General features: G+C 69.5%; 12 protein-coding genes. All 12 read right to left on the bottom strand.

The features are described 5' to 3' along the window. Positions 1-75: 75 nt before the first annotated feature. Positions 76-1,317 carry a DivIVA domain-containing protein gene (locus ABZ896_RS37320; RefSeq protein ID WP_360939127.1) on the bottom strand — a complete coding sequence of 414 codons (1,242 nt, stop codon included), beginning with the start codon at positions 1,315-1,317 and terminating at the stop codon, positions 76-78. Between the two features lie 52 nt (positions 1,318-1,369). Beyond that, on the bottom strand, positions 1,370-1,660 hold the full coding sequence (locus tag ABZ896_RS37315) for a YggT family protein (RefSeq protein WP_217136548.1): 291 nt from the start codon (positions 1,658-1,660) through the stop codon (positions 1,370-1,372). Positions 1,661-1,710: 50 nt separating this feature from the next. Then, the gene (sepF, locus tag ABZ896_RS37310; RefSeq protein ID WP_360939124.1) at positions 1,711-2,352 is read right to left on the bottom strand and encodes a cell division protein SepF; all 642 of its coding nucleotides are present in this window, start codon (positions 2,350-2,352) and stop codon (positions 1,711-1,713) included. A 130-nt stretch (positions 2,353-2,482) separates the two neighbouring features. Beyond that, a complete protein-coding gene (locus tag ABZ896_RS37305; protein ID WP_360939122.1) occupies positions 2,483-3,202 on the bottom strand; it encodes a YggS family pyridoxal phosphate-dependent enzyme in 720 nt (239 codons plus the stop codon). A 6-nt stretch (positions 3,203-3,208) separates the two neighbouring features. After that, positions 3,209-3,937 (bottom strand): peptidoglycan editing factor PgeF, encoded by a 729-nt coding sequence (gene pgeF, locus ABZ896_RS37300; RefSeq protein WP_360939120.1) that lies wholly within the window; start codon positions 3,935-3,937, stop codon positions 3,209-3,211. Next, on the bottom strand, positions 3,934-5,130 hold the full coding sequence (gene ftsZ / locus ABZ896_RS37295) for a cell division protein FtsZ (protein WP_360939118.1): 1,197 nt from the start codon (positions 5,128-5,130) through the stop codon (positions 3,934-3,936). The genes pgeF and ftsZ overlap by 4 nt, the downstream gene beginning before the upstream one ends. 287 nt (positions 5,131-5,417) lie before the next feature. Continuing rightward, entirely contained in the window at positions 5,418-6,212 is a 795-nt protein-coding gene (gene ftsQ, locus ABZ896_RS37290) for a cell division protein FtsQ (protein ID WP_360939116.1), read from the bottom strand. Between the two features lie 18 nt (positions 6,213-6,230). Further along, entirely contained in the window at positions 6,231-7,325 is a 1,095-nt protein-coding gene (gene murG, locus ABZ896_RS37285; protein ID WP_360939114.1) for an undecaprenyldiphospho-muramoylpentapeptide beta-N-acetylglucosaminyltransferase, read from the bottom strand. A gap of 6 nt (positions 7,326-7,331) precedes the next feature. Next, positions 7,332-8,693 carry a putative lipid II flippase FtsW gene (ftsW, locus tag ABZ896_RS37280; protein WP_360939112.1) on the bottom strand — a complete coding sequence of 454 codons (1,362 nt, stop codon included), beginning with the start codon at positions 8,691-8,693 and terminating at the stop codon, positions 7,332-7,334. Positions 8,694-8,835: 142 nt separating this feature from the next. Next, positions 8,836-10,257: a UDP-N-acetylmuramoyl-L-alanine--D-glutamate ligase gene (gene murD / locus ABZ896_RS37275; protein WP_360939110.1), complete on the bottom strand. Its 1,422-nt coding sequence runs from the start codon at positions 10,255-10,257 to the stop codon at positions 8,836-8,838. Continuing rightward, positions 10,239-11,312, bottom strand: coding sequence for a phospho-N-acetylmuramoyl-pentapeptide-transferase (mraY, locus tag ABZ896_RS37270; RefSeq protein WP_360939108.1), 1,074 nt, complete (start codon positions 11,310-11,312; stop codon positions 10,239-10,241). The genes murD and mraY overlap by 19 nt, the downstream gene beginning before the upstream one ends. Further along, complete coding sequence (gene murF / locus ABZ896_RS37265) at positions 11,309-12,709, bottom strand: UDP-N-acetylmuramoyl-tripeptide--D-alanyl-D-alanine ligase (RefSeq protein ID WP_360939106.1); 1,401 nt, start codon at positions 12,707-12,709, stop codon at positions 11,309-11,311. Before murF ends, mraY begins: the two co-directional genes overlap by 4 nt.

Raw genomic sequence — 12,709 nt, 5'->3', positions numbered from 1 at the left:
GCGCGGCGGCGGTCGGCCGGTTCATCGGCATGCGGGCTCCTCGTGCGAGGAGAGCCTAAGGCGTACTAGAGGCCGTCAGTTGTCGTCCTCATCGATCAGGAACCCACGCATCGGCGAGGGAGCCTGGCCCATCGGGCCGGGGCCCTGCGGACGCACCGGCGCCATCGGCTGGGTCATCGCGGGCGACATCTGCTGCTGGCCGCCGTAGGAGGGAGCCGCCGGAGACGGGGCGCCCATACCCGGGTTGCCACCGTAGGACGGCGCGCTCGCACCGGCCGGAGCCATGGAAGGCGCCGGGGACGGCGGCAGCGACGCGGTCGCCGGGGTACGCGGCGGGGCCAGCGAGTCGTCGGCCTGGGTCTCCAACTGACGCAGCTGCGACTCCAGGTACGACTTCAGACGCGTGCGGTACTCGCGCTCGAAGCCGCGCAGGTCCTCGACCTTGCGCTCCAGCGTGGCGCGGGCGGACTCCAGGGAGCCCATCGCGACGCGGTGCTTCTCCTGCGCGTCCCGCTCCAGGGCGTCGGCCTTGGCACGGGCGTCACGCTCGAGACCCTCGGCACGCGAACGCGCCTCGCCGACGATCTTGTTGGCCTCGGAACGGGCCTCGGCGATCGCCTGGTCGGCGGTCTGCTGCGCCAGCGACAGGACGCGGGCGGCGCTGTCGCCACCGGGACCCTGACCGGGGCCGCCCATCGGACCGCCCATGGGGGGACCGCCGAGCGGGCCGCCCATCTGCTGCATCTGCTGGCCGCCCATCGTGCCCTGGCCCATCGGACCCTGACCCATCGGGCCCTGGCCCATGGGGCCTTGACCCATCGGACCCTGGCCCATCGGACCGGGACCCTGCGGACCACCCTGGCCACTGGGGCCGGCGGGCAGCTGCGGCGCACCGCTCGGCAGCTGGGGCGGGCCGCCCATGGGGCCACCCATCTGCTGCGGCGGACCGGATATGCCGGCCGGCACGGGGGCGCCGGGACCGGGACCGCGCATGCCCTGCTGCGGCATCCCCTGGCCGGGCATCCCCTGCTGGGGCATGCCCTGTTGCTGCATTCCCTGGCCGGGCATTCCCTGGCCGGGCATACCGCCCTGCTGCTGGTCCTGTTCCGGAGGCTTGCGCATGTTCTGCTGGTTCTGGGCAGCAGCGCGCGTGGCCGCGGCCAGCTTGGCGCGCAGGTCCTCGTTCTCGCGGAGCAGGCGCGTCAGTTCGGCTTCGACCTCGTCGAGGAAGGCATCGACCTCGTCCTCGTCATAGCCTTCTCGGAGGCGGACGGTCGTGAACTGCTTGTTCCGCACGTCCTCGGGGGTCAACGGCATCTCTTCACCTCAACGTAGTCATCGGCAGTCGGCAAGACCGTATCGTCCACTGTCACCTCGCGAGATTCCCCACGATAGAGATCAAGATGTAGACGATGATCATCAGGACGAAGAAGGACAGGTCGAGCGCCACGCCCCCGAGACGCAACGGCGGGATGACCCGCCGCAGAAGCTTCAACGGTGGATCGGTGACAGTGTAGGTGGCCTCCAGAACGACCACCATCGCCTTGCCGGGTTGCCACGAGCGGGCGAACTGGAAGACGTAGTCCATGACCAACCGGAAGATGAGCACGATGAGGAACACCATCAGCGCGATGTAGATCACCTGCGCGAACACGCTCATGGTCTTTCTTTCCCTCTCCCCTGTTCCGTGCTGTCCAGCGGCTGTCTGTCTCAGCTCTGGTTGAAGAACCCGCCCTCTGCGATGCGGGCCTTGTCCTCCGCCGTGACATCGACGTTAGCAGGCGACAACAGGAACACCTTCTGCGTCACCCGCTCGATGCTGCCGTGAAGACCAAACACCAAACCGGCCGCAAAGTCGACAAGTCGCTTGGCGTCTGTGTCATCCATCTCAGTCAGATTCATGATCACCGGGGTGCCCTCACGGAAGTGTTCCCCGATGGTACGGGCCTCGTTGTAGGTCCGGGGGTGGAGCGTGGTGATCCGGTAAGGCTCTCGTTCCGACACGACCTTGGGCATGATCACCGGCGCGTTCTTCTCCAGGCTTGCGCGTTCTTGTGTGATGGACGCCACGGGCGCGATGCGCGCCGGACGTCCGGATTCCGCGGCGAGCGAAGCGGATCGGGGCACCGGGTCGCGCGGCACCGAGGGCTGGACCACTCGTACCGATTCGTCCCTTTCGGAATGAATCACCTGGTGCGACTGGTGCGACGGCTCGTGCCGTCGGCGGTCCCGCTCGGGCTCCGGGTCGAGTTCCGGTTCGAAGTCGTCATCGGGGTCGAAACCGCGGCCGTCGTACCCATCGTCCTCCACGAGGCCGAGGTAGACCGCCATCTTGCGCATCGCGCCGGCCATGCTCTGAGTCCTCCGCTCTGTGGTGGATCGACTGACGAGGTGCCAAGTGCCCGCGATCCACGAGGTCGTTATGACCGCCTTCCGGCGGTAATGACCATATTTTCTGCTGTGGTCCGACTTCCTGGCGACGTTACCCGAGCCTGGGGCGGACTCCGAGTACCGCGGTACCGACGCGCACATGTGTCGCCCCGGCCGCCACGGCCTGTTCGAGGTCCGCACTCATCCCTGCCGAGACCATGTTCGCAGCCGGATGGATTCGGCGCAGGTGGGTCGACAAATCCATCAACCGCTCGAACGCCGCTTGTTCGCGTCCCGCGTACTCACCGGTGAGCGGGGCGACGGTCATCAGTCCGTCGAGCCGCACCCCCGGAGCCCGGGCCACCAGTTCGGCCAACTCCTCGATTCCGCTTGGCGCCACGCCACCCCGCTCCCCTCGCTCGCTCGCACCGGCGTCCAGCGCGACCTGGATGAGGCATCCCACGTCGCGCCCGGCCTTCACGGCCTCCTTCGACAGGGCCGTCACCAGCTTGGAACGATCGACAGACTGCACGAGATCCGCGTAACCGACCACGGATCGCACCTTGTTGGTCTGCAACTGACCAACGAAGTGCCAAGTCAGCGGCAGATCCGCACATTCGGCGGCCTTGGGCGCCGCGTCCTGGTCCTTGTTCTCGGCGACATGGCGCACACCGAGCTCCGCCAGGATCCGCACATCGCTCGCGGGGTAGGTCTTGGTGACCACGATCAGGGTCACCTCCTGCCGCCCCCGCCCGGCGGCCGCGCACGCGGCGGCGATGCGCTCCTCCACCTTCGCCAGGTTCGCGGCGAGTTCGTCCTTACGGTCCGTCATGCCCCATCAGTCCAGCCAGACATATCCCGCGAGTCGCCCCGTGGTGCGATCGCGGCGATACGAGAAGTGATCATCCGACTCCAGCGTGCACACCGGCGACTGCTCCCGGTCGCGCACCCCGAGCCGGTCGAGCTGCGCGAGCACTCCGGCGGCCACGTCGACCGCGGGTGTGCCCCAACTCGTCTCGGCGTACGCCGCCGGTTCGACGGCCGCGACCTCGGCACGCATCGCCTCCGGCACCTCGTAGCACCGGCCGCAGACCGCGGGTCCGGTGCGCACGACGGTCCGGGCGGGGTCGGCGCCCAGGTCGGTCATCGCGCGTAGCGCGGCCGGGACGACCCCGGCGACCATACCCGGCCGGCCGGCGTGCGCCGCGGCGACGACTCCGGCGAACGGGTCGGCGAACAGGACGGGCACGCAGTCGGCGGTGAGGACGGCGAGGGCGAGTCCGCGCTCGGCGGTGACGACCGCGTCGACCTCCGGCACCGGCCGCTGCCCCCAGGGTGCGGAGACCACGGTGACGTCGGCGCCGTGCACCTGGTTCATCCAGACCACCCGCGCCGGGTCCAGGCCCAGCGACTTGGCGGCCAGTTCGCGGTTGGTGCGTACGGCGTCGGGGTCGTCGCCGACCGCTCCGCCGAGGTTGAGCTCCTCATACGGAGCGGCGCTCACCCCGCCCCACCGGTCGGTGAAGGCGAAGTGCGCGCCGCTCACGCTCTCGCGCCGTCCTATCACTTCAGGAAGTCCGGGACGTCCAGCTCCTCGGCCGCGCTGTCGGAGTAGGTCCGCGACGGCGGCACCGGCGGGGCGACCGGGAGGTCGGCGGCCGGCTCGGGCGCGGGCTCCGGGTCCTCCTTCGGCGTGACGCTGCCGAGCGAGCCGAAGGACGGGCGGGACTCGGTCTGCCGTACCGGAGTGGGCTCTTCACGGCGGCCCGACGCCGAGGACGAGCCGAGGACGGTGTCCCGGCGGGCCGGCGGCTGGCCGCCGTCGAAGCCGGCGGCGATCACGGTGACGCGGACCTCGTCGCCGAGGGCGTCGTCGATGACCGCGCCGAAGATGATGTTGGCCTCGGGGTGGGCGGCCTCACTGACCAGCTGGGCGGCTTCGTTGATCTCGAACAGGCCGAGGTCGGAGCCGCCGGAGATGGAGAGCAGCACACCGCGGGCGCCGTCGATGGACGCCTCCAGGAGCGGGGAGGAGATCGCCATCTCGGCGGCGGCCACCGCGCGGTCGTCGCCGCGGGCCGAGCCGATGCCCATGAGGGCCGAACCGGCCTCGGACATGACCGACTTGACGTCGGCGAAGTCGAGGTTGATCAGGCCGGGCGTGGTGATGAGGTCGGTGATGCCCTGGACACCGGAGAGCAGGACCTGGTCGGCCGACTTGAAGGCGTCGAGGACCGAGACCTGGCGGTCCGAGATGGACAGCAGCCGGTCGTTGGGGATGACGATGAGGGTGTCGACCTCTTCGCGGAGTTCCGCGATGCCGTCCTCGGCCTGGTTGGCGCGGCGCCGGCCCTCGAAGGTGAAGGGGCGGGTGACCACGCCGATGGTGAGGGCGCCGAGCGAGCGGGCGATGTTGGCCACGACGGGCGCGCCGCCGGTGCCGGTGCCGCCGCCCTCGCCGGCCGTCACGAAGACCATGTCGGCCCCCTTGAGGACCTCCTCGATCTCCTCGCGGTGGTCCTCGGCGGCCTTGCGGCCGACGGCCGGGTTGGCGCCGGCGCCGAGTCCGCGGGTGAGTTCCCGGCCGACGTCGAGCTTGACGTCGGCGTCGCTCATCAACAGCGCCTGCGCGTCGGTGTTGATGGCGATGAACTCGACGCCCTTGAGACCGACCTCGATCATCCGGTTGATGGCATTGACACCACCGCCGCCGACACCGATGACTTTGATGACTGCGAGGTAGTTCTGCGGTGCTGCCACGTCGAAGGCCTCTCGCCTCGAGTTACGTGTCGCCGAACCGGCAAAGCACTGCTGCTTCGCGCTCCGACGACGGATGCCGATGGGGACGGTCCGTAGCGCCGACCCGAACCCTAACGCTGAAGTTTAGGGTTACCAGTGTGTCTGTTCCCTGGAGTCTTCTGAACAGGACACTAAGTCGACAAGTGGCGCACGTTCAACGAACACGCCGAACCTCCCGTTTTTCTTTTCACCCTATGTGATCAGCCATAGCGATGCCCAACCAGGGTGCTGGCCTGCGCGGATGTGCGTCAACTCCCTGATGACGCAGGCGCGGTGGGAACGCTGACGTCGAAGTGCCGCGCATCCGGGGCGGCTTTCATGAGAGCGGTGAGGGTACGGGCCTTCTCCGCGCCCTTCTCGCCGCTCCCCCAGGCGACGGTCCGGCCACCCGTCAACTCCAGCGAGATGTCGTCGTACGAAAGCACCTTGACGGAACGTGTCACGCGCGCGACGGCGGCCGGAATCCCACCCGCGACCCGGACCGCCTCGCGCACCAGCTCGTCCTCTCCGAAGCGGCGCAGGCTCGCGGCCCGGGAACCCGGTCGGGAGAGCGCCAATTCGAGGAGGGGTACGCCTTTCGGGGCTTCGGAAACCATGGCGAAACGGACGCCTTCGTCGTCCACTTCGACAAAGTTTCTGCCCTTTTGGACAAGGAGAACCGGAGTACGTTCGGTCACTTTCAGCCCGATTCCATGAGGCCAGGAACGGGAAACGTCAACCACGTCAATTCGGGGCAATTTCCGGCGCAGTCGGGCTTCGATCGCCTCCGTGTCGACCGAAATCAGCGGTGCCCCGACGGGGACGTCGGCGGCTTCGCGCACCTGCGCGGGGCTCAGCACCCGGGTGCCGGAGACGGTCACGCGTTCGACACGGAGCCACTGGGATCCGTACAACAGCCAGACGGAGCCCGCCCCGAGGAGCACCAGCGCCACGGCGAGGATGATGATCATACGAAGCCGACGCACCCTCAACCGCCGGGGAGGAGGCGGGCCGGACGACTCCTGCTGGCGTTCACCGCGCTCGGCGGTGGTCGATCCGGCCACGCCTACTCCCTCTCCTGGCTACTGGCGTCGGTGTGAGGCGATCGCCTCGTACACCATGCCGACGAGCAGCTCGTCGGCGTCCCGGCGGCCGAACTCACCGGCGGCGCGGGACATCTCGTACAGCCGGTGCGGGTCGGCGAGCACGGGCAGGACGTTGGCCCGTACCCAGTCGGGCGTCAGTTCCGCGTCGTCGACCAGCAGTCCGCCGCCGGCCTTGACCACCGGCTGGGCGTTCAGCCGCTGTTCGCCGTTGCCGATGGGCAGCGGGACGTAGGCGGCCGGGAGCCCGACGGCGGAGAGTTCGGCGACGGTCATCGCGCCCGCGCGGCAGAGCATCATGTCGGCCGCGGCGTACGCGAGGTCCATCCGGTCCAGGTAACTTACCGGGATGTAGGGGGGCATCCCCGGCATCTGCTGTACGTGCGGCAGTTCGTTCTTCGGACCGACCGCGTGCAGGATCTGGATCCCGGCCTGCTGGAGCCAGGGCGCGACCTGCTGGATCACCTCGTTGAGGCGGCGGGCGCCCTGCGAACCGCCGGAGACCAGCAGGGTCGGCAGGTTGGGGTCCAGGCCGAACATCGCGCGGGCCTCGGGGCGTGCGGCGGCCCGGTCTAGGGTGGCGATGGTGCGGCGCAGCGGGATGCCGATGTAGCGGGCGTCCCGCAGCTTGCTGTCCGGCGTGGAGACGGCGACCCGGGCGGCGTACCGCGAGCCGATCTTGTTGGCGATGCCCGGACGGGCGTTCGCCTCGTGGATCACGATCGGCACGCCGAGGCGCTTGGCCGCCAGATAGCCGGGCAGCGCCACATAGCCGCCGAAGCCGACGACCACGTCGGCCTTGGTGCGCTCCAGGATCTGCTCGGCGGCCTTGATGGTGCCGCGCAGCCGGCCCGGGACGGTGATCAGCTCGGGGGTGGGCTTACGGGGCAGCGGTACCGCCGGGATCAGCGCCAGCTCGTAGCCCCGCTGCGGGACGAGCCGGGTCTCCAGACCCCGCTCCGTGCCCAGGGCCGTGATGCCCACGGTCGGGTCCTGCCTGCGCAGGGCGTCCGCGAGGGCGAGCGCGGGCTCGATGTGGCCGGCGGTCCCCCCACCGGCGAGTACGACATGCACCGAAATTCACCGCTCTCCGGACGAACGTGCCACCGGGGCACGCCGTCGCATCGTGTTCCATCTCCGAGGCCCCCGTCCCGACGCGGGGCCTCCCGCCCGCTTTCTACCAAAGCGAGGTTGCCGCATCGAAAGCGCCGCCCGCGCAGCGGGGTCGTCACGCGCGAAGGCGATCAGCAACCCGATGGCGAACATGGTCGGAAGCAGGGCGGATCCCCCGTAGGAGAACAGCGGGAGCGGGACACCGGCGATCGGCAGCAGGCCGAGCACCGCACCGATGTTGATCACCGCCTGCGCGGTGATCCAGGTGGTCACGCCTCCCGCGGCATACCTCACGAAGGGGTCCTCCGTGCGTCCGGCCACGCGGATACCCGCATAGCCTAGAGCCGCGAAGAGGGCGAGCACCGACAGCGTCCCCGCCAGGCCCAGTTCCTCACCGGTGACGGCGAAGATGAAGTCCGTGTGGGCTTCCGGGAGTTGGCCCCATTTTTCCACACTCGCGCCGAGCCCGGAGCCGAAGATTCCGCCGGAGGCCAGGGCATAGATGCCGTGCACGGCCTGCCAGCAGTCGGCGGCGCCCGCCTTGGGCTCGGTGGCGCCAATGCAGGCGAGCCGGGCCATCCGGTTCGGGCTGGTCTTGATCAGGACGAACCCGATGAACGCGGCGACCGACAGCACCCCGACGAACAGCCGGGTCGGCGCCCCCGCGAGCCACAGCAGGCCGAACAGGATCGCGGTGAGGATGATCGCGGTGCCCATGTCGCCGCCGAGCATGATCAGTCCGAGCAGCAGGAACGCGACCGGGACGAGCGGCACCAGCATGTGCTTCCACTGGGTCAGCAGCTTCTTGTCCTGCTTGCGGGCGAGCAGGTCGGCCGCCCACAGCACGAGCGCGAGCTTGCCGAACTCGCTGGGCTGGATCTGGAAGGAGCCGCCGAGCGAGATCCAGTTCTGGTTGCCGTTGACCGACATCCCTATCCCCGGCACCTGCACCAGCGCCATCAGGAAGACCGCGCCCGCGAGGATCGGGTACGCCAGCGCCCGGTGCAGCTTGACCGGCATCCGGGAGGCGATCAGCAGCAGCACGGTCCCGATACAGGCGGCGAGAAACTGCTTCCGGAAGAAGAACGACCCCGGCAACGACATCTGCAACGCGGTGATCTGGGACGCCGAGTACACCATCACGAGCCCGAGCACGGTGATGAGCAGACTCCCACCGAGGATCAGGTAGTAGGCGGTCAGAGGCCGGTCCCAGGCTTTGTGCGCCCGCAGATAGAACCGCAGGAGAGGATTCTCGCGTGCGGGCTTGGGGGTCGCGGGACGCCGAACAGCCCGCTGGCTGGGCGGCCGCCCGGTCCGACTAGTGGACACGCCTCACCACCAACCCCCTAGGGGCGCGGGGAACTGCGCGACCAGCCCCCACGCGCCCGCAGCCGAACGACAACCGGCCACATCGAGTCACCCGTCCCTCCAAATGGGGTCCCGCGGCACCCGACCCGGTCAAGACCCGCCGTCAGCCGCCCGCGATGTCGCGAACCGCCTCCGCGAACGCGTCGCCGCGCATGTTGTAGTTGGTGAACATGTCCATCGACGCACAGGCAGGCGCCAACAGCACCGTGTCCCCGGCAACAGCCAGACCCCGCGCCTCACGAACCGCCGCGCGCATCGCCCCAGTGTCGGTCCGCTCAAGGTCGACGACGGGTACTTCCGGCGCGTGTCGCGCCAGCGCGTCCCGAATCAGCGCACGGTCCGCACCGAGGAGCACGACCCCCCGAAGTCGCTTTGCCGACTTGGCGACCAACTCGTCAAAGGTCGCCCCCTTCGCAAGCCCACCCGCGATCCACACAATCGACTCGAACGCCGCCAACGAGGCTTCCGCCGCATGCGTGTTGGTGGCCTTGGAGTCGTCGACATAGGCGACCCCGTCCACATCGGCCACGTGGGCGATGCGGTGCGCGTCGGGTGTGAAGTTCCGCAGCCCGTCCCGTACGGCGGCTGCCGGCACCCCGAACGCCCGCGCGAGGGCGGCCGCGGCCAGGGCGTTGGCGATGTTGTGCGGGGCCGGCGGATTGACGTCGGAGACCTCGGCGAGTTCCTGCGCGTTCTTCTGCCGGTTCTCGACGAACGCGCGGTCGACCAGGATGCCGTCCACCACACCGAGTTGGGACGGCCCGGGCGAGCCCAGCGTGAACCCGATGGCCCGGCAGCCCTCCTCGACGTCCGCCTCGCGCACCAGCTCCTCGGTGGCCTTGTCGGCGACGTTGTAGACGCAGGCGACCCGATTCCCCTCGTAGATGCGGCCCTTGTCGGCGGCGTACGCCTCCATGGAGCCGTGCCAGTCGAGGTGGTCCGGCGCCAGGTTGAGCACGGCGGCGGAGTGGGCGCGCAGCGAGGGCGCCCAGTGGAGCTGGTAGCTGGACAACTCGACGGCGAGGACGTCGTACTGCTCCTCGCCGAGCACCGCGTCGAGCAGGGAGATGCCGATGTTGCCGACAGCGGCCGTGCGCAGGCCCGCCGCCTTCAGGATCGACGCGAGCATCTGGGTGGTCGTGGTCTTGCCGTTGGTGCCGGTGATCGCGAGCCAGGGCGCCGCGTCGGGGCCGCGCAACCGCCAGGCGAGTTCGACGTCGCCCCAGATCTCGACGCCGGCCGCGCGGGCCGCCTGGAACAGCGGCTTGTCCGGCTTCCAGCCCGGCGCGGTGACGATCAGTTCGGTGCCGTCCGGCAGGGTAGCGCCGTCGCCGAGGCGGACGGTGACGCCCAGCGCCTCCAGCTCCGCGGCCTGCTCACGCGCGCGTGCGTCGTCGCCGTCGTTGACGACCGTGACGTGCGCCCCGCGCGCGTGCAGCGCCTTGGCCGCCGGGATGCCGGAGACACCGAGCCCGGCGACGGTGACGTGCCTACCCTGCAGGTCGATCACTTCTCTGCTGCCCATCCCGCGTAGAAGAGCCCCAGGCCGACGATCACACAGATGCCCTGGATGATCCAGAACCGGACCACGATGAGGACCTCGGACCAGCCCTTGAGTTCGAAGTGGTGCTGGAGCGGTGCCATCCGGAAGACGCGCTTCCCGGTGAGCCGGAAGGAGCCGACCTGGATGACGACCGACATGGTGATGAGGACGAACAGGCCGCCCATGAGGGCCACCAGCAGCTCCGTGCGGGAGAGGATGGCCAGGCCCGTGAGGACACCGCCGAGGGCCAGCGAGCCCGTGTCACCCATGAAGATCTTGGCGGGCGAGGTGTTCCACCACAGGAAGCCGAGGCAGGCGCCCATCAGCGCGGAGGCGATCACCGCGAGGTCCAGCGGGTCGCGCACCTCGTAGCAGGCGCCCGGATTGGTCAGGGAGACCGCGTTGGCGCAGGACTCCTGGAACTGCCAGACGCCGATGAAGGTGTAGGCGCCGAAGACGAGCACCGAGGCGCCGGTGGCGAGGCCGTCCAGACCGTCGGTGAGGTTCACGCCGTTCGACATCGCGAGGATCATGAACAGCGCCCAGACCACGAACAGCACCGGGCCGATCGTCCAGCCGAAGTCGGTGATGAACGACAGCTTGGTGGAGGCCGGGGCGTTGCCGCGGGCGTCCGGGAACTGCAGGGCGAGCACCGCGAAGCCGATGCCGACGATCAGCTGCCCGGCCATCTTCGCCTTGGCCCGCAGGCCCAGCGAACGCCGCTTGACGATCTTGATGTAGTCGTCGAGGAAGCCGACCAGGCCCATGCCGACCATCAGGCCGAGCACCAGCACACCCGAGTAGGTGGGCGGGTAGCCGGTGATCAGCTTGGAGCCGAAGTAGGCGACGACCGTCGCCAGGACGAAGGCGATACCGCCCATCGTCGGCGTACCGCGCTTGCTGGCGTGCCCGCGCGGGCCGTCGTCCCGGATGTACTGGCCGTAGCCCTTGCGGGCCAGCAGTTTGATCAGCAGCGGGGTGCCGACCAAGGTCAGGAAGAGGCCGATGACTCCTGAGAACAGGATCTGCTTCATCATCGGGCGGCAACCTCACCCTCGCCGCCCAGCAGCGCCTCGGCGACGCTCTCCAGGCCCACCGACCGGGACGCCTTCACGAGGACGACGTCTCCCGGGCGCAACTCACTGCGCAGCAGGTCGACCGCCGCCTGTGCGTCGGACACGTGCACCGACTCCTCACCCCACGAACCCTCGTTATATGCGCCCAGTTGCAGCCAGGACGCTTCCCTGCCCCCGACCGCGACGAGCTTGCCGACATTGAGCCGGACGGCGAGCCGCCCGACCGCGTCGTGCTCGGCGAGCGCCTCGTCCCCGAGCTCGGCCATCTTGCCGAGCACCGCCCACGTACGACGTCCCTTGGCCATCGCCGCGAGCGCGCGCAGGGCGGCTCGCATGGACTCGGGGTTCGCGTTGTAGGCGTCGTTGACGATCGTCACGCCGTCCGGGCGCTCGGTGACCTCCATCCGCCAACGGGAGAGGGAGTCCGCCTCGGAGAGCGCGGTGGCGATCTCGTTCGCGGACATGCCCAGCTCATGGGCGACGGCGGCCGCGGCGAGCGCGTTCGACACGTGGTGCTCACCGTACAGGCGCATGGTCACTTCGCTTGCACCGGAGGGTGTGTGAAGCAGGAAGGCGGGCTGCCCGGTGTCCGTGAGTCGGACGTTCTCGGCCCGTACGTCCGCTTCGCCTGACTCTCCGAAAGTGATCACCTTCGCCTTCGTACGGGACTCTATGGCCCGTACGAAGGGATCGTCCGCGTTGAGGATCGCGACCCCGTCCTCCGGCAGGCTCTCGACCAACTCGCCCTTCGCCTGGGCGATCTGCTCCCGGCCGCCGAACTCGCCGATGTGGGCGGTGCCGACGTTCAGGACGAGCCCGACCTTCGGCGGCGTCAGTTCGGTGAGGTAGCTGATGTGCCCGATGCCGCGGGCGCCCATCTCCAGTACGAGGAACCGGGTCTCCTCGGTGGCGGTCAGGGCGGTCAGCGGCAGCCCGATCTCGTTGTTGCACGAGCCCTCGGTCCACACCGTGGGCGCCTTGCGCTGGAGCACCTGGGCGATCAGGTCCTTGGTGCTGGTCTTCCCCGCGGAGCCGGTCAGGGCGACGAGGGTCGCGCCGAGTCGTCGTACGACATGACCGGCGAGCGCGCCGAGGGCCGCCCGGACGTCCTCGACCACGATCGCGGGCGCGCCGACCGGGCGCTGTGCCAGCACGGCGACGGCGCCCGCCCCGACGGCCTCGGCCGCGAAGTCGTGGCCGTCGACGAACTCCCCCGCGAAGGCGGCGAACAGACTGCCGTCCACGGCCTTGCGGGAGTCGATGACGACGGGCCCGTGCACCTGGACCGACGGATCCGGTATGTCGTGCGTCTGCCCGCCGACGACTGAGGCGATCTCGGCGAGGGAGAGGGCGATCAC

It is taken from the genome of Streptomyces sp. NPDC047072 (assembly GCF_040643855.1).
Classification (GTDB): Bacteria; Actinomycetota; Actinomycetes; order Streptomycetales; family Streptomycetaceae; genus Streptomyces.
Note: the sequence above shows the minus strand (reverse complement) of the source record. Positions and strands in the feature narration are given on the sequence as shown.

What these genes read in the sequence shown, in the direction of transcription:
- ABZ896_RS37320 (WP_360939127.1), bottom strand. Translation starts at nt 1,317, where the DNA reads ATGCCGTTGACCCCCGAGGACGTGCGGAACAAGCAGTTCACGACCGTC.
- ABZ896_RS37315 (WP_217136548.1), bottom strand. Translation starts at nt 1,660, where the DNA reads ATGAGCGTGTTCGCGCAGGTGATCTACATCGCGCTGATGGTGTTCCTC.
- sepF (WP_360939124.1), bottom strand. Translation starts at nt 2,352, where the DNA reads ATGGCCGGCGCGATGCGCAAGATGGCGGTCTACCTCGGCCTCGTGGAG.
- ABZ896_RS37305 (WP_360939122.1), bottom strand. Translation starts at nt 3,202, where the DNA reads ATGACGGACCGTAAGGACGAACTCGCCGCGAACCTGGCGAAGGTGGAG.
- murD (WP_360939110.1), bottom strand. Translation starts at nt 10,257, where the DNA reads ATGGGCAGCAGAGAAGTGATCGACCTGCAGGGTAGGCACGTCACCGTC.
- mraY (WP_360939108.1), bottom strand. Translation starts at nt 11,312, where the DNA reads ATGATGAAGCAGATCCTGTTCTCAGGAGTCATCGGCCTCTTCCTGACC.